Source organism: Methanomicrobium sp., from assembly GCF_055145805.1.
In genome coordinates this window covers 1-23,528 of sequence record NZ_JBSREC010000138.1, presented here as the reverse complement: position 1 = coordinate 23,528, position 23,528 = coordinate 1, and the positions used below count along the sequence as shown (strand labels likewise).

The following is a 23,528-nucleotide window of genomic DNA, read 5'->3' as shown; positions in this document are numbered from 1 at the left end:
TTGAAAGAAGAAGTACAAAGCCGGAATTTAAGACAATCCTTGTAACACCCGAAGGTATACCCGAAGAATCGATAAAGATCTGCAATTTTGTCTATGAGGCATTAAAGGATGTAACAGGAGTTAAAGTTATCATCAGGGCACACCCTGCTCTGCCTTATGAGAAATTTGCAACGGATCTTGTATTTAGGATAGAGTCGGTCCCACACTTTAAAATCTCTGACAAGCCCTCCGTAATGGATGACCTGAACAGGTCTGATATTGTTATCTACAGGGGGAGCACACTTGCACTGGAGGCAGTTAAAACAGGTCTGTATGCAATATACCTTGACCTTGGGGATTTGATCCCGGTTGATCCGCTCTTTGGACTTTCAGCACTAAAATATACAATTAAAAATCCCGAAGAGGTAAAAATGGCTGTAAATTCGATCTACTCTAAAGATACTTCAGAATACCTTAAAGAAGCAGATGAAGCATCCTCATATCTTGATGACTACTTCCATAAAATTACAGAAGATAATATGAATGTTTTTATTGACTGAAGGGTAATCCCCCTAAAAATTATCCGGGTACCCCGATATCACTCTTCTCCCCTCAGAAGGACGGTTTTTTTCTCATTTAATTTTATATCCCCAAAATCATCCTCTTTACCATGAAGAAGACCCCTCATTCTGAAATATGAACGATAGATTATCGGGACCAGGATATGATTAAAAACCCTGCTTAATATTGACAACCTGAATCCGGGATCAGATTCAAGTTTGTTCTTCTCAAGCTGGTTGATAACCATAATTCTCATCATTTTAACAATAAAATCAGGATATGGAGTCATATTGATACTTAATTTTATTGCATCACGATCTGAAATTTCTGAAAGAAACTTCATCCTGTCCTTTATCAGCCCGTGTTCAATGCACCAGCGGTAGAGGCGGGTGCCCGGATATGGATTTGTTATAAAGACTGCACTATCTGTAATTTTCGCCTCCCTTATAGCATCGATTGTATCATCCACAGTCTTCTCTGTCTCACCGGGAGTTCCCACCATAAAAGAACAGGCAGGAGCCATATTTGTCCCATCCTGGATCATTTTATAGGCATTTGTGTTATTCTCCCGCGTATTTCGTTTATATAAAACATTTAAAATATTATCATTCGCCGACTCAAATCCAAAACCGATTGTAAAACAGTTGGAGTTATTCAGGATAGAGAGCATTTCCCCGTTGACGTAATCCGATCTTATTGCACATGAAAAATAGGCATCAGGAAAATTTTCATTCATAGCCTTAATAAAATCAGCTGCATATTTAGTCCGGAAAAGGAAGAGATCCTCACCAAAAGAAAAGACGCGTATACCATAATTCTCATATAAATGCCTGACATTTTCGATAACATAATCAACCGAATGCAAACGGAATCCTTTAAAATGAAACTCATGAATACAGAAAGAACACTTATCCGTACATCCAAGTGGCCCTATAACCGGAAAAAATCTCATCTCAGGTCGTTTCTTCCCTGTTTTATCAAGATACCTGTCCAGCTTAATGATAGTGGAATTGACAGTTGAATAATACTCCATATCAATCTGATCATAAGCAGGAAGAGGAAGCTCATCTATATTCCTGAAGTACAGCTCTCCCGGGTTAATAACGCACTCATCATCCTTTAAATATGCAATCCCCGGTATATCCTCAAGAATTCCCTCACCACTGAGGTAATCAAAAAGACATAATAATTTTTTTTCACCGTAGCTGTTAACCACATAGTCAAATTTAAGCTCTTTTAATAGAATATCTTCGATATCAAGAGTAATGTGGCCGCCGATGATTTTTATTTTACCAGGAAATCTTTTATTAATGGTCTCCATCAGGCCCCTGACGTAATCAAATGCGGTAATAATCCCTGATATTCCAATTACATCAGGATTCTCTTTCCCGATTCTATCCATCAATTTATCAGTATCAAGCCTCTCAAGAGCCTGATCGATAATTATAGGCTCATGGCCATTCTCTTTGAGATATGAGCAGAGATACATTATGCCAAGAGGCGGGAGATAATTTTTGGTATATGTTCTTGTAGGGGTACTGATGAAAAGAATTTTCATTAAAACAATTTGGTAAAACAGGCAGATAAAGATTTTTTAGCACGCAATTAAGAAAATATGGAAAAGTTCAAATTCTCTATTATAATAGAGAGGTTTCCCTTCTCAGCGAGCCCTCTTTTCCGGATCTGATAAGATCTATTGAATTTTCAGTACCCTCATTAAAAAGCAGATCGATAACTGACATATAAGGTATAAATTCTCCATAAAGCTGGTTATATTGAGGGTGACTGAATTCGTACCAGAAGAGGTCGATATTATTATTGAAGAATTTTTCATTTTCCATATAACAGCCGGAAGCAGGGCTGGAAATATATCTGTCCGCTCCAACTTCTTTCAGGACATTTATCAGCCTGTCGGTCTTACTGCCGCTTACATCAAGTTCGGAAGACAAAATCAGCTCCGTCTTTATCCCAAGTCTGCGGCATATGGTCTTTATAAGAGTTAAATTTACATCCAGGAGCATCTTATGCTCTGAATTATAGTAATCCCCGAATTCCTGATTAAACTCCTCAAAACAGGGTGATTTTTTATAAGAATGAACTATTGATTTCCAATGCTTTTCAGACCAATTAATGTCATTGTTTACCCGGACTTCATTAATATTCTGTCCAAAACACTCAATAACCGGGACAGTAAGCCAGGTCCATCCGTTTGCTGTTTTTATTTTATTTCTTCGCTGCCATGATCGCTGAACGAACTGCACATCATCATAAAACACAAAAACATCAACAGAATCTATCATACCGAAATAACCCATCCATGGCAGATAGGTAGGCTGCATTATGGCAACTGACGTCATAGAAATACTAAAAATTTATTTTTTTGCATAGACCAGATACCATGCATTCCTTTCAGAATTATCAAAAAGATCTGTGTATATATATCCGGTCTTTACTTCTGAGAACATGTCGAATAGTTCTTTCAACTCATCATCAGAGCCTGCAACGAAGAATGAAAGACCCTGCCTGTTATCATGAGGATTCTCTTTTTCGATTAAGAATGTACCATCACCCATATCCTTCATCCGGTCTGAGAATGAACTGTCAGGATGGACAGTTGAAAGAACCAAAATACCTCCATCCTTAAGTACACGGTGAAGCTCCCTGATAATCTCAATTACGCCCTGTCTCGTACCATTATAATGAAGTACATTCCATGAGACAACAATATCAAACTCATTGTCATCAAAGGGAATCTTCAGTCCCTCGACAGGCCTTAGATCTACTGGCTTACCGATTTTTGAGAACAGCTCATCGACATCGGCAATAAGAGCCTCGCTTATTTCACAGCCGGAACACTCATACCCTTTGTCAGCAAGGAACCAGAGATTGTTACCGTGTCCAAAACCATGGTCCATCACTTTTGCCGGAGGTTTGGGAACAGGAACATACTTTCCTGACATGAGTCTAACAAGATTTTCGTCAGGATAGCGCAATTTAGTGTGAGGGAACAACTTAAGGTTATCTTCCCATACCTTCTTTGATTTTAAGAATATTTCATCATCAGACATTATTATCACTCAGTTTTATTTATTCACGATTCATCCAGGATCGCATAACCGATTCCGCCTTTACCATAATCATTCCCATTATATAGCATATACTTCCTGCCCTTATGGGTGAAAACAAAGGCATATTCGACCATCTGGGAGTCCCAACCTGAATCGGAGACATCTATGCCGACCAGATCGTCCTTTCTCGTCCAGTTGATTCCATCAGGAGATTCTGCATATCCGATTCTGTAATATCCCTTTTTATAGGAATACCACATCTTGTAGATTCCATCCTCCTTAACGACACATGGACGTGCAAGGTTCTTCTCATCTTCGGAGAGGTCGATACAGACAATCCCTTCTCTTACCCAGTCAACTCCGTTCTCTGACTCGGCATATTTTATATTATATTTGGATGTGTCCGGGTCAATCCATTTAATTCCTGAGACATACCACATTCTCCACAGGCCGTCCTCTATCATCACACAGGGGGCGGTCTGGAGACAGAGCGGCTCTTCATCGGTTCGGTCCAGAATCGGAACTCTCTTAACCCGGGTGAATGATTTTCCACCATCCTTACTTACTGCAAGACCTGCAACAAGGTGCATACGGACCGTACTTCCCTTATTCCACCCGATATAATAAAGGTACTTTTCCCCGCCACGATTTATAATCCATGATGGCGTAACCCCGTTATCATCAAAGCAGCCCAGTTCTCCGAGAGTAAATACAGGCTTTTCGGCATATTCAACCCCCATTTCAGGATTTTCAATATCAAGTTCGACATATGTCACATGAGAACGATTTTTTTCATCCCTCCCGGAAAAATAAACCCGGATCCTGTTTTCATCAATTGTTTCGGCAAAGGGAACCATTGCATGTGTATTCATCCATGGGATATCTTTTTGAGGTTCAATAATCAGGCCTTTCTTGATCCATTTCATGATATCTCTCCAAAAATGATTATTTATTATTCGATTATTATGAATGTGCGGTCCCTGATAAATGACGACTGCCTGAGGGAATATTTGACATCCCTGAACACTTCTTTGAAGGCTATTGTTTCACCGGGATAATCAAAGGAATTAAATTCATCAAGCATGATTACACTGCCCTTCATGAGATGGGGTTTGATTGCTTCAAGGCAGACTTTTGAAGGTTCATATAATGCCATATCAAAATACGCAAGTGCAATAACAGTTTCAGGATTCTCACTGAAAAATCTGGGAACAGTTTCCGTCGCATCCCCTTCAACTACACGATGCTTCTTGACATCAGCAAGGACATTATTCTTTTCATGATAATCAATAAGTGCCTCGAGATAGGTTCTGTAATTTTCAGTTACTGTATATCCGCCGATTTTTATTGTTTCACTTGGTTTGTCCTTCTCAGAAACCGAAGGATATCCCTTGAATGTATCAAATCCTATGATTCGCCTGCTTTGATTAAATGGCTCATATATAGCCCTTAAATTTTCAAAAACAACAAGATTCTGTCCCCACCATGTTCCGAATTCAACAATCACTCCGGGCTGATTCACAATAAGGCGGTAAAGCTCATCAAGGAATAAAATTTTTGCCAGTGCCGAACTTCTCATGTAAAGTCCGGGGCAGATAAGGAGCTGATCATCCGGCATAGGCCGTTCTCTGAAAAGCGAATAGAGTACCTCCCTGTGTATTACTTTATCATCAGAGGCCTTAGTCTCCATTTTATAGCCAAAATCCTGATTTTCTGTCATAAAAATTCCTTAAAATTATTAACTGATAATATAGAGTTTAAAATATGAAATATATTTTCATGTTAGTCATCCCAAGACATACAAATTTCAACAGATCACTTTCTTTCTGAATATGCTGTGTTTGTGAAGTATTTTGATTTGGAACTGTCTTTCTGGAATAATTCTGCTGCCTTACCAATATAAACTCCTCTTTCAACCGTATTTTTAATTACAGTAGCACCTGCCCCTATTACCGAGCCTTCTGCAATTGTGATTCCGTCACGAAGTGTAGCATTTACACCAAGGAAGCAATATGGTTCAATTACAACATGGCCGGATACGACAACGTGAGATGTCAGGAAAGAGTGGTCCTTAATAATCGAACTGTGCCCAATATGGTTTCCACTCCACATCGTGACATTGTTGCCGATTTTTACAAAGGGCTGAATTGTCTGGTTTTCAAAGATGAAGCAGTTGTCTCCTACATCAAGATCATTCCAGAGAACCGAACGTGAGCATACGTAACTTACAAGTTCGTAACCTTTTTCCTTGGCTTCATAATATTTTTGTGCACGGATTTTGTTTACATCCTTATAGCTCAGCGCTACAAACATACTGTATTTATCAGGCGGGTAAAAATCCTCAATTTTCTCAAAAGGCACCAGAGGCAAACCATATGCTGTTTTTTCAGTAATATATTGTTCATCAGCGCTGAATGCAACAACCTCATACGGGCTGTCATGAGTGAAATAAAAAAGAGCCAGTTCAGCTACGTCTCCCGTTCCGAAAATCACTACCTTTGTTGTCTTTTCCGGGTTTGAACCATCATTTTTATCCATATACCCATAATATATGATTTTCATATTATATTACAGTTGCACGGGTTAAAAAAAGGAGCAATTTATTATGTTTTTACGGCCTTCACAGATTGTTTCAGGTCATTAATCTGAAATCATATCCCACTCAATTGGTTCATCAGCTTTTATATCTCTATTAGCCTTTTTTCCAATTATTACCGAAGAATATTTGGGTTTGATTCCATGGGCAGGTCTTTTAATGACAATATTTTCTGCAGTAATCTCCGTTCCTGCAGGAATCGCCTTTTCTGCAATTATACTGTTTCTTCTTGCAAGTCTCTTTTCTTCGGGCAGCATTTGTTTTACCGGAGTCCCGAGTGATTCTTCAACCTCCCTTATACCATCAACCATTGCTTTTAGCGCATCCGGTTCAAGTGCATAGCAGTGATCCGCCCCTGGGAGTTCTCTGCTTATTGTAAAATGTTTCTCAATTATTGAAGCACCCCTTGCAACTGCTGCAATAGGGACAGATATCCCGAGAGTATGATCCGAAAGACCTGTTGGTACAGAGAATGCTTTTCTTATTGAACCAATAGCCCTAAGATTAACAAGATCTGGCGGTGTCGGATAGAGAGATGTGCACTGGAAAAGAGCGATATCCTCATTTCCTGATGAGCGCACGATATCAATTGCTTCCTGTATATCCGCAAAATCACTCATTCCTGTTGAAAGAAGCATTGGAAGATTTTTTTCAGCGGCATATTTCAGGAATGGAAGATTTACAATCTCTGAAGATGCCCATTTTAATGCAGGGACCTTGAAATCACAGAGAAGATCGACAGACTCTTTCTCAAAAGGAGTTGTAAGAAAGATAATTTCCCTCTCCCTGCTGTAGTCCACAAGATCTCCGATCCATTCTGAGGGTAGTTCACACTGCTTGAACAGATCATACATAGGATCGGATTTTGAATAGAATGTGTCAGCCCTGAAGAGCTGAAATTTCACTGCATCCACACCTGCATCCGCAGCAATATCAATAAGTTCCTTTGCCTGACCAAGTTTTTTATCATGATTTGAACCTGCATCGGCTATTATGAATGCGGGTTCTCCGGGGCCAATACTTTTATTTCCAATCTTTATCTTTTTTATCAAGAGAACACCTCTTTTGGAATTTTTGAGAGAATTCTTTCAATTCCCTTCCCGTCAACAAGTTTTCTGCCTTTTTTTGACATTTCAACACGTCGGGGATAATCTTCAACCAGATTTTTTATTGCTATAATAATATCATTTTCATTTATCATATCGATATGTCCGATATACTCCGCAGTACCTGCAGATATAAAATCCTTATTTGGTTTTATCTCAGGTTCAAACTGTGTAATAATAACAGACGGAGTACCAAGGGCCGCTGCCTCATACTTGGTAAGGCCGCCTCCAAGTATGGCAATATCGGCTTTCAGGATCTGTTCAGCCATGTTGCTGCTGTCATGAAATAATTCAAAACGATCAGGGAACAACTTAATGACTGCTTTAAGCTTTTCAATATTGGGAATTGGATATCCGCTTCCAACAACCACCTCTGCCTTCAGTCCGGGAATATCTGCATGGGCAAGGGCGTTTACAATCATCCCTGTTGTATCCCTCAGATCGCTCCCCCCAAAAGAGACAAGGATATTACCCGCATTTTGTCGAATGACTCTTGGATTAACGGATAAAATCCTGAATTCATCCCTTAATATAAAATAATCAGGACCTGTGAGATACCTGTCCCTGTCAAATGAAAAAATCGGCGAATTTTCATCAAGAATATATGGATTGACAACAAGATCCGCAGAAACCTCAGTTTCACAGATTACATCAAGGACGATGATATAGTGCCCGTTCTTTTTCAGCATGTCATGATATTTGCAATAAACTTCGGGACTTGTATTAATGAGATACCCAAGATCAGTAACTATTACTGATGCTCCAAAATTACGTGCAATTTCAAGGGTTTTTTCAGCATCCTCCTCTTTACTGCAGTCATCCGGTATCATCTCGACATGGAAGCCGTAACTCTCTGCAAGACAGCATGAGTTATTCTCCATATCTCTCATTACAAAAAACGGTTCAATCCCGTTTTCAAAAAAGCCCTGTGCAAGTGCCAGACAGCGCATAACATGACCCATTCCGATATGAGGTGCACCGTCAACCCTGAATACCGACCGTTTATTTTTCATCAGTTGTCATCTCCATATTCACGGGATCACAGGCAGTTACACGACCTTCACTGCAATATAAATTATTAATTGTTTTTGGGGATGAAATAAAACAGCCGGCCTTTTGGATCATCCACAGCTTCAATTTCTCCCTCAAGATTGATGGACATTTTTCCATCATATGAAGGCTCAACCCTGGCGACAATTCTCTCTCCGGCTCCGTCTTCAGCAATGACAACAATATTTTCATTCAAATCGGGATCAGCTGCCGATTTTATTTCAGTGTATGTATATACCTTCCAGACCATTCTATTTCCTCCTGAATATGCTTACAACAGCTGAAGAACCACTTCCCCCGATATTACAGCAGAGTCCTGTTTCAACTCCTGATATTGTCCTCTTTCCTGCATCACCCTGAAGCTGTTTGACAACCTCAACAACCTGGCTGACACCGGTTGCCCCTATCGGATGTCCTTTTGCCTTAAGCCCGCCGCTTGGATTTATAGGGAGACTGCCGTCAATTTCAGTTGTACCGTCAGTAACAATATTCTTTCCTTCTCCTTTTTTACAGAAGCCCAGATCTTCAATCTCCACCAGTTCGGCAATAGTAAAACAGTCATGAACTTCAGCAAAACCGATATCTCCGGGGGAGAGTCCGCTCATTGAATAAGCCTTTTTTGCAGCCCGGGCAACAGCCGGCATTTCAGTGAGGCTTTTGCGCTCATATAAACCGATATAATCCGTATAATGCCCCATCCCTGCAAAATTAACAGGTGCATCGGTATATTTTCGGGAGAGCTCTTTTCTGCACATAAGGACAGCTGAAGCACCATCAGACAACGGCGAGCAGTCGAATATTTTCAATGGAGATGCAATATATCTTGAGTTCATAACCTTCTCTACCGAAATCTCCTTCTGGAACTGGGCAAGAGGGTTATTCAAAGCATTTTTATGATTCTTTACTGCCACTGAAGCCAGATGCTCCTCCATGGTTCCATATTCATGGAAATGTCTCTGTGCCATGAGTGCGAATAAACTGGGGAAGGTTGCACCGTGATTAATCTCCTCCTGATCAGAAGCACGGGCGATAATCTCGGTTGCTTTGTCTGTGGGGGTTTCACTCATCTTTTCAACCCCACATACCAGAACTTTATCATAAAGTCCGGAAAGAATCGCAAGGGCTGCTTCTTTGACAGCAAGTCCTCCGGCAGCACATGCAGATTCAACACGGGTAATCTCATTACCAACCCCTAATTTAGAGGTCAGGAGTCCGGGGAGCTGACACTGATTTGAAAATGAACTGGAAAAATTCGAAATATATATTGCATCAACATCCGATGCACCGGTGTTGGCGTTTTCCAGGGCCTCATTGCATGCATTCAGCATCAGGCCTCCAATATCTTCACTACATTTGCCGAACGGAGTATGTCCGGTACTGACTATATCGACATCCATAGATAACTCCATTAATAATTTGTCTGAACAGTCAATAAAGGATGGGGTTTTAAATAGAGAATATTTCTGATATTAAAAAACTTTTATGTAATCTTTTTAAATCCGGAATGGGCTACTGGCGCCTTAAGCAGTGATTTAAAGGTGTTATTCTCAACAGCCTCACTGATAAGGGCAAATACTTCACCTGCATTCTCAATGTATGCGGCTATATGCTCTTCGTTATGAGCACCTGACTGATATGATATATTGGATGCCAGGTAACCCCTTTCAAGCATCTCCTGGGTAAAGAGCGTTCTCAGTGCCATATTATTTTCCGCGTCTTCAAATGCAAAAGAGGGAACGGATTCCAGTCCCTCATCAAAGATCATGATAGGGAGATTGTGCTCCTCTGAAAGTTTTTTCCATCCGGCACTCAATTTAAGGCCATTTTTCCTTAATTTTGAAGGTATGTCATCTCTCTGGAGTTTTCCGATAGTTGCAACAGCTGCTACCGGTCCAACCCTGTCTGTCCAGTAGGTGCTGCTGATGAAACTGGATTGCGCGATATCCATAATCTCTTCCCTGCCGACTATCGCTGCCATGGGATAACCATTACTCATGGCTTTTCCATAGACAACAATATCAGGTTTTACATCGAAGAGCGAATATGCCCCTCCAACAGTCATGCGAAAACCGGAACTGATCTCATCAAAAACAAGTACAGCCCCGATTTCATCGGCAATTTTTCTTACAGCCTTCAGAAATCCGGGTTCGGGCTGATAATGACGGAGCGGCTCCATGACAATTGTTCCGATATCATGAGCTTCAACGATATTTTCCAGCTCCTCAATATGATTATAATTGAATGGCAGAGCCGTGTTGATAAGACCTCTTGGCACACCAAGTGGATTTAAGCCTGGAAGCAGATGCCCGTCAAGATTACTGTCGTCAGCAAGATTGGATGCCAGGTACCAGTCATGCCACCCGTGATATCCTGAAAACGCGATTTTATCCTTTCCTGAACAGGCTCTTGCAATCCTGACAGCCACCGACATGGCTTCTCCTCCGGTACGGGCATAACGGACAGAACCTGCCCAGTTATCAAGTTTAAGCAAACTCTCTGCAAGTTCCACCTCTTCATAGCAGTTGAGGGTGGACATCGCACCCAGGTCTATTGCCTCTTTGACAGGGCGGTTTACATCCTCGTCTGCATAGCCGAGGACACACGTCCCCACTCCCATTAAAGACATGTCAAGATATCTGTTGTCTTCAAGATCCCAGATTTCGATTCCTTTTGCCTTCTTATAATACGACGGCCATAATTCAGGCAGAAACTGCTCTGAACGCTTTGAAAGGAGCTGAGTTCCTCCGGGGATTAGCTTTTTTGCCTTCTTCCACAATTCCGGACCTTTATTTTGCTTCATTTTGTATTAATCCTCCAGTTAGTCTTCCGATAATGATTTATAATATCCTTCATTTATTGTGCTTTCTTCGTTTATATTCAATAATTCCGGCTTTCTTTCAAGGAGATCTATAACATCAGACATCCCGAATCCATTGTTTCCCGGATAAAGTTCACTAAATATTTCCCGGACGATTTCAAAGTCCTTCGGCGTATCTACAGAAAGCTTGTAATGATATCTCTCATTGGATTTTTCGGTATATATTTTAAAGGGGTTTTCCTCATCTGGAAATGCCATCTTATGGATAAAAGGTGTAACATGCTCCCTGTCTGATTTTCGCTTTGCATTCTCCCATGCGTATTTCAGTGCATTAAATGAAAAGATTTCAGTATCAAATCCGTCTTCAAATACAGGAGGGAATGAATTCGTCATATAATCTGCTCCCACGGCGAGGAAACGGTTCACTACAAAATCAATTACCTCAGGATCGTGAAGGGGGCAGTCAGCAGTGAGCCGGACTATATAATCCGGCTGCGGAACGCTGGATACAGCGCACTGGTAGTACCTGTCGAGAACATCGTCCTCACTACCCCTGAAACAGTCAACACCAAGTTCATCGCACAACCGGGCAATAGAATCATCATCCTTCAGAATTGTTGTCGCAACAACGAAGGAGTCGACCTTTTTCGACCTTTGGACCCTCTCAAGCATATGCTGAAGCAGCGGCTTTCCTTCAACAACCTTCAGCACTTTTGCCGGCAGACGTGAAGACCCGCTTCTTGCCTGAATAATTCCAAGAATCATATTATAATCCCGTCCCGATTAATTTCCCTTCAGCCGCAGATTCTTTGGCTGCAATTACAATATTAAGAATTCTGATGCCTTCATTTATATCATTAAATGATTTCTCCTTCCCATCAATGCACCTGATAAAATACTTCATCTCTTCAATATACATCTGGTTGACATCATATCCTTCAGGCTCATCAAAATACTGCCATTCCTTCTTTTCAACAGAATACAGGCTGACCTTTTTGGTATTAAAATCCCACAGGATTGTTCCCTTTTCACCAATTATCTGACAGGATCTCCCGTATACACGCTGAAGATAATCAAGATGAATCTCACCGACAGCCCCGGATTTAAATTTAAGGAGCATCTCAGCCATATCTTCTGTATCGATATCCAGCTGCGAATATTTACCTGAAAAACAGAACAGATCCTCGACATCTCCTAAAAGCCAGCAGAGATAGTCTATTTCATGAATTCCATCAAGAAGGACACCGCCCCCCATAGATTCTTTTGCACTGTATGAATTTCTGTAATCCAGTTCCGGATGCCAGTCGGGCAGGTAGTGTCCTGCAATTACTCTCGCACAGTATATCTGCCCTATTGTACCATTGGATATCAGCTCCTTTATTTTAGAAATCCCATGATAAAACCTCATATTACATGCAACAAGCGATACAAGATTTCTCTTAGTGATTTCAGAAGACAGGTCATCAAGGCCTCTAGAATCACCTGAAACGGGTTTTTCAATAAAAATATGGCAATTTTTATTAACTGCAGATATTGCGGGTTCAATATGAAATGCAGGGGGAGTACATATTAAAACTGCATCGGGAGACTCTTCAAGTGCCTCTTCAAGGCTTTCGAATGTCCTGATGCCATACTCATATTCAACAATACTCCGCTTATCTGCTGAAATATCGAATGCATAAACGCTTCCCGCATTCAGATAAATCAGATTTCTTATGTGCCGCATTCCTATTGAACCACAGCCGATAACAAGAAATTTTAAGCTATTTTTATTTTCCATAAATGCACGAAATAAGTTTTTTTTTATCCATATTAATGATGATCAAGAAATTGAATATCTCGATAAAATTAATGATTTAAAGAAATTATCCCTAAAAATCATCCATTGGTGTAAAGATGAAATCAAGGGGTTTTACCAGGTTCCATTCTGATTGTTTTTCAATTTTCAGCACATCCCGGGTTTCAGGAACCTCATATCCAAAGAGGGCAGCGGTAATTATCCTCAAATATATATTATCTGGACATTTGTCAGTTAATTCAGGCATTTCAACCCCTCTCCGGGAGAGCTCTCCGGCGAGAAGGGACATTATCTCTGAACCCTCATCAGAATGGTTCAGGATTCTCATCACATTCCCTCCGTTGTGTGGATGACGCCTGTACATAGAATGAGCTTCTCCTGCAAATTCGATCATTGCCGGATGGTTGTCCGGGAGGCATAATCCCCTGGCTGCCTCATTATAAAACGGAGAGTTTCCAGAGAATAATAATTCATTATATATCCCCTCACTTTCTTTCGAAGCACATACCTCAATAATGCCTGTTCCCGATTCGGCAATTACATACCCGCCATAATCACCTTCAGCACGGTCATAACAGAGGTAACCCCTGATATTCTGACCGAATGACGGGTTAAATACCTTTGACAGCCATAAATCATCTGAACGACTCAGAAACACAGGAACATCTGAATATACTTCCTGATACAGCTTTGCAGGAATGCCTATATTTTCCTCGTCGATTGGGATATAGTCATATTTCTCATTTTTCAGCCAGGGAGGAGAAATAAGGCTGAATTTTTTTTCAACAGGAGTGCCCCAGAAACCATGTTTGATATAGATATTGTCAATTGCCCTTCTTGCGAATACAAGACACATGGCCAGTCCCTTCTCCATCATATCATTAAGTGCAAATGTCGTGAGGTCATCAAAAAGGCCCAGTCCCCTGTAATCAGGATGAACGGCTGTAGTGGCTATTCCGCCTATAGTAAATTTTCTGTTGAATATATTTAATTCCCTTTCAACCGAACGAAGAGCTGCAATAACTTTATTATCAGCATTTCTGGCAATATACAGATTTTGGGGTTTCAGAGTGCGATCGTATCTCCTTGAGATATCAAACTTTTCTCTGGATTCGTAATAGGTAGGACCAAAGCTCCTGTAAAATAATTCATAAGCCCCGGATTCGTCATCCTCGGTTTCCACTACCGATATATTATATTGAGACATTGTGCACCTGTCATATAATAATATAATATGGAAATATTAAAAGTGAGAGGGGTCTTTGGAAAAAAATATTAAAGAAGCACAGCACTGCTACAGGTTTTTGCCTGAAACTAATAATAGAATAAGATGATATTTATACTGTGCAAAAGTTAGGAAATCTCAGGCGAAATATCGAGTCTATAGAAACTTTACACAGACATACACTCATAGCCTTTATTTCCTCAATTTTAATTACAGTAACAGGATACGTGGCAACTTTTTATTTTACCCACACCCTGCCTGAAAAAGATCTAGGAAATTATTTTTTATTCCTGTCATACTTTAATATAATAGTCCTTTTCATGTGCTCCGGCCTTGGCGGAGGATTTACAAAACGGGTTTCTGAAGGAAAGGAAAAAAATGAATATTTTTCAGCTTATGTCTTTTTGACTTTGATAACTGCAGTTATAATAATAATTTTCCTCTTCCTGGCAAGGCCGTTTATCAGTTTCCTGAATGAAGATCTGTTCTTTGATCTTCTGATCCTTGCCCTCATGGTATATCTGGTAAATACAGTAGTAACAAACGGAGTCGTTGCGCTGGACAAGATCGGAATCCACCAGACATCAAGATTTATTGCCGACATCTCAAAACTGGCTGTCCAGATTATCGCGGTATTTGCCGGATATAAAGCAGGAGGACTGATATTTGGATTTATTATTGCCATTATTGTCACTCTGCTACTGAATATAAAATATTTTGAGTTTAAATTTACTAAATTTAATTTTCTACATGTAAAATCTATAATAGCCTTTTCAGTATGGGTCCTTTTATCAACAGGCACCGTGATACTGTATTCAAATATTGATACAATCCTGTTGGGACAGTACCTGGATCCGGCAAATGTTGCAATTTACAGAATAACGCTCCAGCTTGCAGCACTTGCATCATTCATTGGTATTACCTTTCAGACTGTTCTCTTCCCAAAAATCAGCAGATGGGATGCAGAAAAAAATATAAAATCAATTGAAGACGCACTTTCAAAAATTTTAATGTTGTCAATGATATTCGCAATACCTCTTTTTTTAGGAAGCCTTATTCTGGGTGACCCGCTTCTCTACTACCTGTATGGAGCCCAGTATACAAGGGGTTACTCAGTACTGCTGATCCTGATCATTGCCCAGATAACCAACACTTTCATGTTTATTCATATAACTGCTATCAATTCAATGAATAAACCCAGACTTACATTTATTACAACATTACTGGGATCGGCATCATGTATAGGATTGAATATCATTTTGATTCCGATCTACGGAATAAATGGTGCAGCGGCTGCATTAATGATTTCAAGCACATTAAGTGTAATAATCTCATATTCAATACTTAGATTCAAACTAAACATCAGATACAGGATAAAGAACATTCTGCCAATATTTGGGGCAGCTGCACTAATGTCAGTAATCCTTTTCTTTGTACTTCATTTCATTGAAATAGATTCGATATTTATACTGGCAGCCCTGGTGATTGCAGGGGCTTTCACCTACTTTTTCTCACTGGTAAAACTTAACAATGAGCTGTACATTGAGATTTTATCAGTAATTAAACAGATTCAGGGGAAAAAATAGGACTATTCCCTGATTTTTTTATTAATTCGATCAATTGCCTTAAAATCGAGATAAGGATCAATATCAGGTACAGCATGATTCATTAAAAGACGCTCAAATTCTTCTTCAGAATTTTCATAAAGCCAGTAATTCACAAGATTCCTGAGCTGGGTGTAATTATGGGCAACAAAATTGGGAAAATGATTGAAATAATAGTCATCCCCGATATTTTTCCCGTTTACATCATAATAGACTGCTTTTGTTTTCGATGAAAGAGCCTCTGCATTTGTGGAGGTATATGCTGCCGAAATGACCATATCTGCAACAGCAATGACGTCGGAGGCAAATACACTTTCATTATTGTCCTTATAAACAAAAAAACATCTGGGATTATTCTGAATTTTCGAATAAATTTCATCAAATTCAGGGTAGAAAAGACGACTGTTCTTTTTTTCCTTAAATATTATCCCCAAATCCTCAAACTCTTCGAGAAGTTTCAGAACATCCTCTGCAAAAATTATCCCGTCATCATAATCCAGTACCCCGGAAAGAAGATATGATGTATCAAAAACTGCAATTACTTTCTTTATCCTCTGGTCAAATTTATCTGAAAGATCAATCTTATTTGGTATTATCCCTTCCCTTATTTCATGAACTCTCTGGCCGGAAGGAACTCCGACTGCCAGATATTCAGAAATGAAGTTAATATTGCTCCTGAAAAAGCTGACGACCTTATTCCCAAAAAATAATCCCAGATCATAGTACATATAACAATAGACTATACTGAGCATGTACTCTTTTTTTGACCCGTGATGATAATCCCCGCAATAGTTGTCAGGATAAAAATATTTGGTCCTGACATTATTCTGCTTAAGAATTTCATTCTTTGAGATATTATCAGGTAAAAGAACAGTAAAAAACGAATTTACTGAATAATTATCTATGAAGATATTCCATTTAACAAAGTCACTAAGGATTGTCCTTGTCACTGAGATATTATGATTTTTATTGGAGAGAGAATAAAAAAAACATTTAATCCAGCAGGGAATAAAATTTAAAAAGATCTTTTTTATAAGACCCGGGCTGAATTGCTCTCTTCCATTAAAGAAATTGCAGTAATTATAGCCATTATCTATTAAATCCTCGGGATCAGGCTCAGATCTCTCATCAACAAAGATATAATCCTCCTTTTTATTCCCATAGAGAGGATCTATTGCATAAAATATATATTGAAAATTACTTGTCAGATATTTGGGCAGATTCAGGTTTATTGCAAAACTGAATTTCTTCTTCTCTCCTTCCTTAAATTTTATGCCACCAAATTTTTTTAACATAATGAAAAATGGATAAAACAGAATCAGTAATTCATATAAATGATTTCTTCTGGCATTTCCGCCCATAAATTCAATATTTACATTAGAAGACAACAGACTCCGAAAACCTTTAAGCCGATAATCAAACTCAGAATAATATATGGAGCTGCCACCTAAACGCTCAGAAACAGTTATTATCCTGTACTCCCGGTCATACTGCCCCCTCAACAACTGCAGAAGCCGTTTTTTATACATGTAGACGAGTTTATCAGAATTATAAAGTCCGGAAGTACTTCTCAGTACACCTTTAATCTCATCTTCTGAACATTCAAAGCATTCATCAATATTTGAATAGCCGTCCTGAATAGCATTAAGAAAATTCTCAACATCATATTCAATATCATACATATTGACAATTTGCCCGGAGTCTGAAGCTTTTTTAAAGAAATCGAGACTTCTTATCTTTTCAGACGCTGAAAAATAATAGAGACAAGAATTTTGCTGAAGGAGCTTTTTTACAAGACCCTGATTTGATTTATTAATAGTATCAAAAAAAGAATAATTCAGTTTCAAAACGCACCCCTGTTAAGTGGATACATTATTGTTTTTAAAAAATAAAGTCGTCCTCTCTATTCCCTCATCAAGACTGACTTTGGGTTTCCATCCCAGGACCCTTTCAGCTTTTGAGCAGTCGCAAACCAGCCTGCTTATTTCACTTTGAGGATGGATGTGCTCAACATGTGCGATCTGCTCAGGATTTCCGCATATCTTTAAGGCGAGATCATTAACCGAGATGTCATGGCCGGTTCCTGCGTTGATAATCTCACCATTGGCCTTTTCGGAGAGAGAGGCTCTGACGACAAAATCAGCACAATCCTCTGCATACAGAAGATCTCTCGTCTGCTTTCCGTCACCATAAATATTCAGTTTTTCACCTTTAAGCGCCCTGTCAATAAAAATAGGTACAACTCCTCCTTCCCCGGAAGATTTCTGGAAAGGACCATATGTATTAAAGGGTCTGAGTACGGATACCGGCAGACCATAGGCATTGAAATATGAGATAGTCATATTTTCACCGGCAAGTTTTGATCCGGCATAGGGAGATGCAGCTTTTGTCGGGGATTCCTCATTAATGGCCCTGTCCATAAAGGCAGTATCATAAACCATACATGTGCTCATGAAAACAAACTTTGAATCATACTTCCGGGCTTTTTCAAGGAGATTAAAGGTTCCGATAACATCATTTTCAAATGTTTTTACAGGATTGTCAATGCTATCCTGCACAATGATGCTTGCTGCGAGATGGATACAGACATCTGTTTCATCTGAAAAGACCTTCCGGATATCTTCATCCCGTTTAATGTCACCTTCTACAAACTCAAGATTTCCTGCATTCCTGAATTCTTCGAGATTTTCAATTCTACCGTTTGACAGATCATCAAGTACTACAACATCGTGCTCCTGGGATAACAGTTCCCTCACTACCCATCGTCCAATAAAACCGGAGCCCCCTGTAACCAGAATTTTCATATACCTGCCTCATTTAGCAAACTTTTAATTTCGTCCCTGCCCAGGAATTCCATTTCTGAGGAATTTTTAATCTCTTCAACCTTTTTGTAAATGCTCATTTTCTTATAATTAAGTGTATGGAGATATGGATAGATTATATACATTTCATCATTTTCATATGCTCTTGACATCTCCTCTTCCGTAATGATCTCCTCATACATCTTTTCTCCAGGTTTCTTACCAATAATCTCTTTCTCGGTCTGACCATAAATTTCTATAAGAATTTCTGAAAGATCATTGATATTTACCGACGGCATCTTGAATATATAGATCTCTCCGCCTTCAGCCATAATGCCTGTTTTTAAAACCAGATTAATTGCAGAATCCTGTGTAATCATGAACCGGGTCATCTTTGGATCAGTGATTGTAATCTTTTTCCCTTCCAGGATTTGCTTTTTGAAGAGAGGGATTACAGAACCACTGGTGCCAATAACATTCCCAAATCTGCAGCATGCGAATACAGTTGACCTTGCCCCATAATCATTTGCTGCGATCATCAGTTTTTCAGCCATTAATTTTGTAGTTCCCATGGTGTTGGATGGATTTGCCGCCTTGTCCGAACTTGTGAAAATAACCTTTTTCACGTTCTGGCTTATTGCAGCCTGGATTACATTGGCGGTTCCAATAATGTTTGTATTTATTGCATCAAGAGGATTATACTCACACTCAAGGACGTGCTTATACGAGGCAGTATGAAAAACAATATCAACACCCCTGAAAGCATATTCCATTCTTCCAAGGTCCCTTATATCACCCATTAAAAAGCGAATCTTCTCAATATTTCCATTGGAATATTTTTCCCTTAACTGAAACAGGCCATTTTCATTATTTTCAAAGCACCTGATTACAGCAGGCTCATATTTTAATAATTCATCAATAAGTGAGCTGCCTATACTGCCTGCAGCACCGGTTATTAGAATTACCTTCCCTTTATAATAATCATCCATATGAAAACCTCAAAATCAAATGAGAACACTTTTTTATTTGACATATCTCAATCTTTTTTCCCATTTTTATCTGTAAAAACAAATAATAGCAATATAATCAGTATATATTGGTTATTTCCTGCATTAAATATGTAATTACTATTACAAAAATGTAAGGAAGAAATTAATCAGCACTACCAGAGAACTTTTAAAAAATCACCAGAAAAAAAATCTCATTATTTAAAAGAATGTTAATTACTTAATTATAAAGAATTAATTATGAATAAAAGTACATCCTATACAGGTTTATTCCAGGGAACAGATAATGACAAAAAGAATTCCTTACGGCAGGCAGTCAATAGATCAATCAGATATTGATTCAGTGATAAATGTCCTGAAAAGCGACTGGCTTACAACCGGTCCGATGGTAGATGAATTTGAATCTTCAATAAAAAATTATATCGGATGCAGAGAAGCCGTTTCTGTCAACAGTGGAACCAGCGCACTCGATATCGCAATAAAATCTCTGGGCATAAAAGAAGGAAATCAGATAATTACAACACCTTTCACCTTTGTTGCAAGCAGCAATGCAATATTATACAATAATCTTATACCTGTATTTTCAGACATCGAAAAGGAGACAAGGAACCTTGATCCATTAAAGATTGAAGAAAAAATTACGGATAAGACAAAGGCAATATTATACGTGGATTATGCCGGCCACCCATGTAATATAAAGGCAATAAAAGAGATTGCAGATCAGTACGGACTCTATCTAATCGAAGATGCATGCCATGCCCTGGGCGCAGAATATCAGAATAAAAAAGTAGGAAACTTTGCAGATGTCACTGTTTTCAGTTTTCATCCTGTAAAACCAATAACCACAGGGGAAGGCGGGGCTGTAGTAACCAATAACAATGAAATTGCCGGAAAACTGAGAATTTTAAGGGACCATGGAATAGACAGGGACAGTTACAGGAACAAAAACAAGACTTCCTGGGGATACGATCTTATTGAACTTGGCAGAAATTACAGGATTACTGATCTACAGGCAGCACTGGGCGTTTCGCAATTTAAAAAACTGGATGAATTTATATCCAGGAGAAACGAAATCGCTGCAATATATAATGATGAATTAGGAGATGTGGATCAGCTTGAAATCCCACATGTGAAGGAGGGTTGTAAGAGCGGATGGCACATCTATACAATTCTTATAAAAGGAAAAAACAGAAACAAATTTTACTCTATGATGGAAGAACAGGGAGTTGGTGTGAATATCCACTATATTCCTGTATACCATCACACCTATTATAAGAGCAGATTTAATATTTCAACGAAGGATTTCCCGGTTACAGAAGATGTATTCAACAGAATTGTCACCCTTCCCCTGTTTTATAATATGAGTGATGAACAGATTGATACTGTCATAAATACAACAAAAAAATCTTTAAAAATTCTAAATTGATTTTTTTAAAGTCCCAATGGCAATATGGCAGGTGCCCCCTTACAAAAGAGGGGCGACTCCATATAAAAAGCAATTATGGATTTAAATAACGAATTATTCGTTTTTCAAAGGTCATTTTCAGAAATTCTTTGTCATAGAATTTTTCACCGCTGAAAACCGGCACAATATCTCCGCCAAAACCTCTTTTAAAAAAAGATATTGAAAGATCTTTCTCAGAAGGATAATCATAAAGCTGGTCTCCAAACTGCTGAAGCCCGGTTTCATAATACCTGATTCCGGAACCTTTGAGCCATTGCATGATCCTCCACTGCAGAAGGGGCTGAAGAGGAACAGGCACTTCAGCTTCCGGATCATCCGCAGCTGAACTGTAAAAAGCACCATCTTTATAGATATTTACCAGGGTTAATCCAATATATTGGCCATTATAACTTAATCCTGCCAGAATTGCCGTACCTGATTTTATCATCCCGTACATCAGGTCGAAAGTAATTTGTGGACGTGTGACTCTCCCCGAGGCCTTATGGTGAAGAGCCTGATACTGATCAAAGATATCCCTGGTTATATTATTTTTATCAAAAATATCAACAGTATAATAGTCCATCCCTTTTCTAATATTATACCTGTGCCCTTTTCTCATATCTGAAAGAAGGGCATTCTCATCCTTCGAAAGGTCAATTATGCAGGTACTAAGAGATGAATTTAGAAATCCAAATCTCTCCAGGTAGTTGTAGCTTCCACTGGTTCTATATGATCCTGAAAGAGTCGCTCTCCTCATAAGACACAAAGCCACATCATTCTCCTCCGCAAGACTATCAATAATTGAAAATATATTTTTTAGAATTCTTTCGCGTTCCTTTTTTGAGATTTCATTCTTCAATGCAGGATTGATCCCACTATACCTGTCAAATGAAAAATACCTGACAATAGTGCCATCCACTTCAACATCATTTAACAGTAGAGGACAAATTCCGGCAATATCCCCATTGTTCATAATTAAAAACGATTTCTGCTTTGTATTCAAATCAGGCCTAAGTCTGAGGGTATATTCCAGCCATTCTGATGTATGCCAGAACCATGCATCGTCGCTTTTCAAACAAAAATCGTCCCATTCCTGACAGGTTATGTCCTGATAATTTAAAAATTCCGGCATGGTTTACTCCATACTTTTCCTTATTGTACTGCAAATCTCTTCAAGAACTGAAGCATTTATCCCCTGGTGCACAGGGATCCACAGACATTTTCTGTAATCAGGATCAAGGATACTCCTGTTAACATCAAAATGATATATATCAGTAGAAACATTTATCTTCCGGAGATTCTCTTTTGCAAGGCGCATTTGTTTTTCTCCGGCAAAAAAAGGGACAATATATGGTGTAACATCCTCACCTTCAAGGAATGAAAACGCCCCGCTTTCTTCTTCAAAATAATCCAGTACAAAATTATAATTTCTTTTCCTTTTCTCAACGGCCCCTGCATTCAATTGTTTGTTTATTGCCCGCAGCGATATTTTACTGATACAATCTGATCTGTCGATAACTGCATACATCATCTCCTGGGAGAGAGTGGCCGGCTTTCCAAGGAACGTGTCTTTTAAGCATTCATAGAAGAATCTGCAGGAATATGTATAAGCTCTTAGCATACCGCTGCAGTTTTGAGTTTTTTCTCCGGCAAACTGCTCCAGTTCAGGGTTATCTGTGACAAGAGCTCCTCCGAGTAAAGACGGGAAAAACTTTGAGAAGCTGAATATCGATCCTGTACCAAAAGTACCCAGTCTCTTTCCAAGATACGATGAATTATAGGCCGTTGCACAATCTTCAATCAGAAAAAGATCTTTTTCATCGCAATAATCACGAATTTCATCAATCTTCTGGGGGAATCCATACTGGTGATGAACAAGCATTCCCCTGATGTTGTCATCCTTATTCAAAACAGGCATACAATGCCTGTGCATTGACATCAGAACACTCTGGCAAAGCCATTCCGGCACCAGAACCTGGGAATTTTTATTGATAATTTTTCCCTCTTTCTTCAGATATTCAAGAATAAGACTTAAAGCCGCCCTTCCGGAACCGGTTAATACAAAGCCGGAGCCTATATCCCCCAGAATATTTTCATCAGACCTTCCAAATAAATGATGGAATGTTTTTAATCCCAGGTACTCTACTTCTTCGACGGTTTTTCTTCTGACTGGTACAGGCATTAATTCAACCTTTTAAATTATTTCATTATATATTTCATATTACTAATGATTCAAATTTCCCCAGGATCCTGGTAAGGATAATATAATCATTCATCAATAATATCCGGCAATCATTAATCACTCTAATAACCCCGGGCGTCAAATAATAATGCAATGAAGCAAATCGCCCTGTACGGAAAAGGCGGAATAGGGAAATCAACTACATCGGCAAACCTCTCCGCCGCCCTTTCTGAAAAATCCCTCGATATTCTCCAGATAGGATGCGACCCGAAGCACGACAGCACACGCA

The 23,528-nt window shown here is 39.2% G+C and carries 23 protein-coding genes; 4 read left to right on the top strand and 19 right to left on the bottom strand.

Annotated features, from left to right (window positions below; translation table 11 throughout):
- Window positions 1-539, top strand: a 539-nt coding sequence (locus ACTB1O_RS12500; RefSeq protein ID WP_462995476.1) for a hypothetical protein, incomplete at its 5' end; no start/stop codon positions are given.
- A 38-nt stretch (window positions 540-577) separates the two neighbouring features.
- On the opposite strand, the gene ACTB1O_RS12495 is transcribed toward ACTB1O_RS12500, so the two are convergent.
- The 14 genes from ACTB1O_RS12495 to ACTB1O_RS12430 form a co-directional block, all read right to left on the bottom strand.
- The gene (locus ACTB1O_RS12495) at window positions 578-2,098 is read right to left on the bottom strand and encodes a B12-binding domain-containing radical SAM protein (RefSeq protein ID WP_462995475.1); all 1,521 of its coding nucleotides are present in this window, start codon (window positions 2,096-2,098) and stop codon (window positions 578-580) included.
- A gap of 79 nt (window positions 2,099-2,177) precedes the next feature.
- Window positions 2,178-2,897, bottom strand: a complete 720-nt coding sequence (locus ACTB1O_RS12490) for a WbqC family protein (RefSeq protein WP_462995474.1) — start codon at window positions 2,895-2,897, stop codon at window positions 2,178-2,180.
- Between the two features lie 15 nt (window positions 2,898-2,912).
- Window positions 2,913-3,608, bottom strand: coding sequence for a class I SAM-dependent methyltransferase (locus ACTB1O_RS12485; RefSeq protein WP_462995473.1), 696 nt, complete (start codon window positions 3,606-3,608; stop codon window positions 2,913-2,915).
- Window positions 3,609-3,631: 23 nt separating this feature from the next.
- Window positions 3,632-4,534 carry a glycoside hydrolase family protein gene (locus ACTB1O_RS12480; RefSeq protein ID WP_462995472.1) on the bottom strand — a complete coding sequence of 301 codons (903 nt, stop codon included), beginning with the start codon at window positions 4,532-4,534 and terminating at the stop codon, window positions 3,632-3,634.
- Window positions 4,535-4,560: 26 nt separating this feature from the next.
- A complete protein-coding gene (locus ACTB1O_RS12475) occupies window positions 4,561-5,298 on the bottom strand; it encodes a TylF/MycF/NovP-related O-methyltransferase (protein WP_462995471.1) in 738 nt (245 codons plus the stop codon).
- A 125-nt stretch (window positions 5,299-5,423) separates the two neighbouring features.
- Entirely contained in the window at window positions 5,424-6,146 is a 723-nt protein-coding gene (locus ACTB1O_RS12470) for an acetyltransferase (protein WP_462995470.1), read from the bottom strand.
- Between the two features lie 102 nt (window positions 6,147-6,248).
- Window positions 6,249-7,256, bottom strand: a complete 1,008-nt coding sequence (locus ACTB1O_RS12465; RefSeq protein ID WP_462995469.1) for an N-acetylneuraminate synthase family protein — start codon at window positions 7,254-7,256, stop codon at window positions 6,249-6,251.
- A complete protein-coding gene (gene pseG, locus ACTB1O_RS12460; protein ID WP_462995468.1) occupies window positions 7,253-8,323 on the bottom strand; it encodes a UDP-2,4-diacetamido-2,4,6-trideoxy-beta-L-altropyranose hydrolase in 1,071 nt (356 codons plus the stop codon). Before pseG ends, ACTB1O_RS12465 begins: the two co-directional genes overlap by 4 nt.
- Before the next feature lie 65 nt (window positions 8,324-8,388).
- Complete coding sequence (locus ACTB1O_RS12455) at window positions 8,389-8,610, bottom strand: hypothetical protein (RefSeq protein WP_462995467.1); 222 nt, start codon at window positions 8,608-8,610, stop codon at window positions 8,389-8,391.
- Between the two features lies 1 nt (window position 8,611).
- On the bottom strand, window positions 8,612-9,757 hold the full coding sequence (locus tag ACTB1O_RS12450; RefSeq protein ID WP_462995466.1) for a thiolase domain-containing protein: 1,146 nt from the start codon (window positions 9,755-9,757) through the stop codon (window positions 8,612-8,614).
- Window positions 9,758-9,840: 83 nt separating this feature from the next.
- On the bottom strand, window positions 9,841-11,160 hold the full coding sequence (locus tag ACTB1O_RS12445; protein WP_462995465.1) for an aminotransferase class III-fold pyridoxal phosphate-dependent enzyme: 1,320 nt from the start codon (window positions 11,158-11,160) through the stop codon (window positions 9,841-9,843).
- Between the two features lie 18 nt (window positions 11,161-11,178).
- Window positions 11,179-11,943, bottom strand: coding sequence for a cytidylyltransferase domain-containing protein (locus tag ACTB1O_RS12440; RefSeq protein ID WP_462995464.1), 765 nt, complete (start codon window positions 11,941-11,943; stop codon window positions 11,179-11,181).
- A gap of 1 nt (window position 11,944) precedes the next feature.
- Entirely contained in the window at window positions 11,945-12,958 is a 1,014-nt protein-coding gene (locus tag ACTB1O_RS12435; RefSeq protein WP_462995463.1) for a Gfo/Idh/MocA family protein, read from the bottom strand.
- Between the two features lie 91 nt (window positions 12,959-13,049).
- On the bottom strand, window positions 13,050-14,183 hold the full coding sequence (locus tag ACTB1O_RS12430; RefSeq protein WP_462995462.1) for a GNAT family N-acetyltransferase: 1,134 nt from the start codon (window positions 14,181-14,183) through the stop codon (window positions 13,050-13,052).
- 137 nt (window positions 14,184-14,320) lie between these two features.
- Here ACTB1O_RS12430 and ACTB1O_RS12425 point away from each other — a divergent pair, with 137 nt between their 5' ends.
- Window positions 14,321-15,787, top strand: coding sequence for a flippase (locus ACTB1O_RS12425; RefSeq protein WP_462995461.1), 1,467 nt, complete (start codon window positions 14,321-14,323; stop codon window positions 15,785-15,787).
- A gap of 2 nt (window positions 15,788-15,789) precedes the next feature.
- Here ACTB1O_RS12425 and ACTB1O_RS12420 read toward each other — a convergent pair whose 3' ends face one another.
- The 3 genes from ACTB1O_RS12420 to ACTB1O_RS12410 all read right to left on the bottom strand — a co-directional run bounded on the left by ACTB1O_RS12420 (window position 15,790) and on the right by ACTB1O_RS12410 (window position 19,595).
- Window positions 15,790-17,487: a polysaccharide biosynthesis PFTS motif protein gene (locus ACTB1O_RS12420; protein WP_462995460.1), complete on the bottom strand. Its 1,698-nt coding sequence runs from the start codon at window positions 17,485-17,487 to the stop codon at window positions 15,790-15,792.
- Window positions 17,488-17,664: 177 nt separating this feature from the next.
- Window positions 17,665-18,609, bottom strand: a complete 945-nt coding sequence (locus ACTB1O_RS12415; RefSeq protein ID WP_462995459.1) for a dTDP-glucose 4,6-dehydratase — start codon at window positions 18,607-18,609, stop codon at window positions 17,665-17,667.
- The gene (locus tag ACTB1O_RS12410) at window positions 18,606-19,595 is read right to left on the bottom strand and encodes an SDR family NAD(P)-dependent oxidoreductase (protein WP_462995458.1); all 990 of its coding nucleotides are present in this window, start codon (window positions 19,593-19,595) and stop codon (window positions 18,606-18,608) included. The genes ACTB1O_RS12415 and ACTB1O_RS12410 overlap by 4 nt, the downstream gene beginning before the upstream one ends.
- Before the next feature lie 304 nt (window positions 19,596-19,899).
- On the opposite strand from ACTB1O_RS12410, the gene pseC reads away from it, so the two are divergent.
- Window positions 19,900-21,039 carry a UDP-4-amino-4,6-dideoxy-N-acetyl-beta-L-altrosamine transaminase gene (gene pseC, locus ACTB1O_RS12405; protein ID WP_462995457.1) on the top strand — a complete coding sequence of 380 codons (1,140 nt, stop codon included), beginning with the start codon at window positions 19,900-19,902 and terminating at the stop codon, window positions 21,037-21,039.
- Window positions 21,040-21,112: 73 nt separating this feature from the next.
- Here the strand turns inward: pseC and ACTB1O_RS12400 are convergent, their stop codons facing one another.
- Window positions 21,113-22,189, bottom strand: a complete 1,077-nt coding sequence (locus tag ACTB1O_RS12400; protein ID WP_462995456.1) for a GNAT family N-acetyltransferase — start codon at window positions 22,187-22,189, stop codon at window positions 21,113-21,115.
- Between the two features lie 3 nt (window positions 22,190-22,192).
- Window positions 22,193-23,239: a DegT/DnrJ/EryC1/StrS family aminotransferase gene (locus ACTB1O_RS12395; protein ID WP_462995455.1), complete on the bottom strand. Its 1,047-nt coding sequence runs from the start codon at window positions 23,237-23,239 to the stop codon at window positions 22,193-22,195.
- Window positions 23,240-23,392: 153 nt separating this feature from the next.
- On the opposite strand from ACTB1O_RS12395, the gene ACTB1O_RS12390 reads away from it, so the two are divergent.
- On the top strand, window positions 23,393-23,528 hold a 136-nt coding region (locus tag ACTB1O_RS12390; RefSeq protein ID WP_462995477.1), incomplete at its 3' end, for an AAA family ATPase.

What these genes read in the sequence shown, in the direction of transcription:
- ACTB1O_RS12410 (WP_462995458.1), bottom strand. Translation starts at nt 19,595, where the DNA reads ATGGATGATTATTATAAAGGGAAGGTAATTCTAATAACCGGTGCTGCA.
- ACTB1O_RS12470 (WP_462995470.1), bottom strand. Translation starts at nt 6,146, where the DNA reads ATGGATAAAAATGATGGTTCAAACCCGGAAAAGACAACAAAGGTAGTG.
- ACTB1O_RS12450 (WP_462995466.1), bottom strand. Translation starts at nt 9,757, where the DNA reads ATGGATGTCGATATAGTCAGTACCGGACATACTCCGTTCGGCAAATGT.
- ACTB1O_RS12400 (WP_462995456.1), bottom strand. Translation starts at nt 22,189, where the DNA reads ATGCCGGAATTTTTAAATTATCAGGACATAACCTGTCAGGAATGGGAC.
- ACTB1O_RS12495 (WP_462995475.1), bottom strand. Translation starts at nt 2,098, where the DNA reads ATGAAAATTCTTTTCATCAGTACCCCTACAAGAACATATACCAAAAAT.
- pseC (WP_462995457.1), top strand. Translation starts at nt 19,900, where the DNA reads ATGACAAAAAGAATTCCTTACGGCAGGCAGTCAATAGATCAATCAGAT.
- ACTB1O_RS12420 (WP_462995460.1), bottom strand. Translation starts at nt 17,487, where the DNA reads ATGTATGATATTGAATATGATGTTGAGAATTTTCTTAATGCTATTCAG.
- ACTB1O_RS12435 (WP_462995463.1), bottom strand. Translation starts at nt 12,958, where the DNA reads ATGGAAAATAAAAATAGCTTAAAATTTCTTGTTATCGGCTGTGGTTCA.
- ACTB1O_RS12490 (WP_462995474.1), bottom strand. Translation starts at nt 2,897, where the DNA reads ATGACGTCAGTTGCCATAATGCAGCCTACCTATCTGCCATGGATGGGT.
- ACTB1O_RS12480 (WP_462995472.1), bottom strand. Translation starts at nt 4,534, where the DNA reads ATGAAATGGATCAAGAAAGGCCTGATTATTGAACCTCAAAAAGATATC.
- ACTB1O_RS12395 (WP_462995455.1), bottom strand. Translation starts at nt 23,239, where the DNA reads ATGCCTGTACCAGTCAGAAGAAAAACCGTCGAAGAAGTAGAGTACCTG.
- ACTB1O_RS12430 (WP_462995462.1), bottom strand. Translation starts at nt 14,183, where the DNA reads ATGTCTCAATATAATATATCGGTAGTGGAAACCGAGGATGACGAATCC.
- ACTB1O_RS12455 (WP_462995467.1), bottom strand. Translation starts at nt 8,610, where the DNA reads ATGGTCTGGAAGGTATATACATACACTGAAATAAAATCGGCAGCTGAT.
- ACTB1O_RS12485 (WP_462995473.1), bottom strand. Translation starts at nt 3,608, where the DNA reads ATGTCTGATGATGAAATATTCTTAAAATCAAAGAAGGTATGGGAAGAT.
- ACTB1O_RS12445 (WP_462995465.1), bottom strand. Translation starts at nt 11,160, where the DNA reads ATGAAGCAAAATAAAGGTCCGGAATTGTGGAAGAAGGCAAAAAAGCTA.
- ACTB1O_RS12440 (WP_462995464.1), bottom strand. Translation starts at nt 11,943, where the DNA reads ATGATTCTTGGAATTATTCAGGCAAGAAGCGGGTCTTCACGTCTGCCG.
- ACTB1O_RS12415 (WP_462995459.1), bottom strand. Translation starts at nt 18,609, where the DNA reads ATGAAAATTCTGGTTACAGGGGGCTCCGGTTTTATTGGACGATGGGTA.
- ACTB1O_RS12475 (WP_462995471.1), bottom strand. Translation starts at nt 5,298, where the DNA reads ATGGAGACTAAGGCCTCTGATGATAAAGTAATACACAGGGAGGTACTC.
- pseG (WP_462995468.1), bottom strand. Translation starts at nt 8,323, where the DNA reads ATGAAAAATAAACGGTCGGTATTCAGGGTTGACGGTGCACCTCATATC.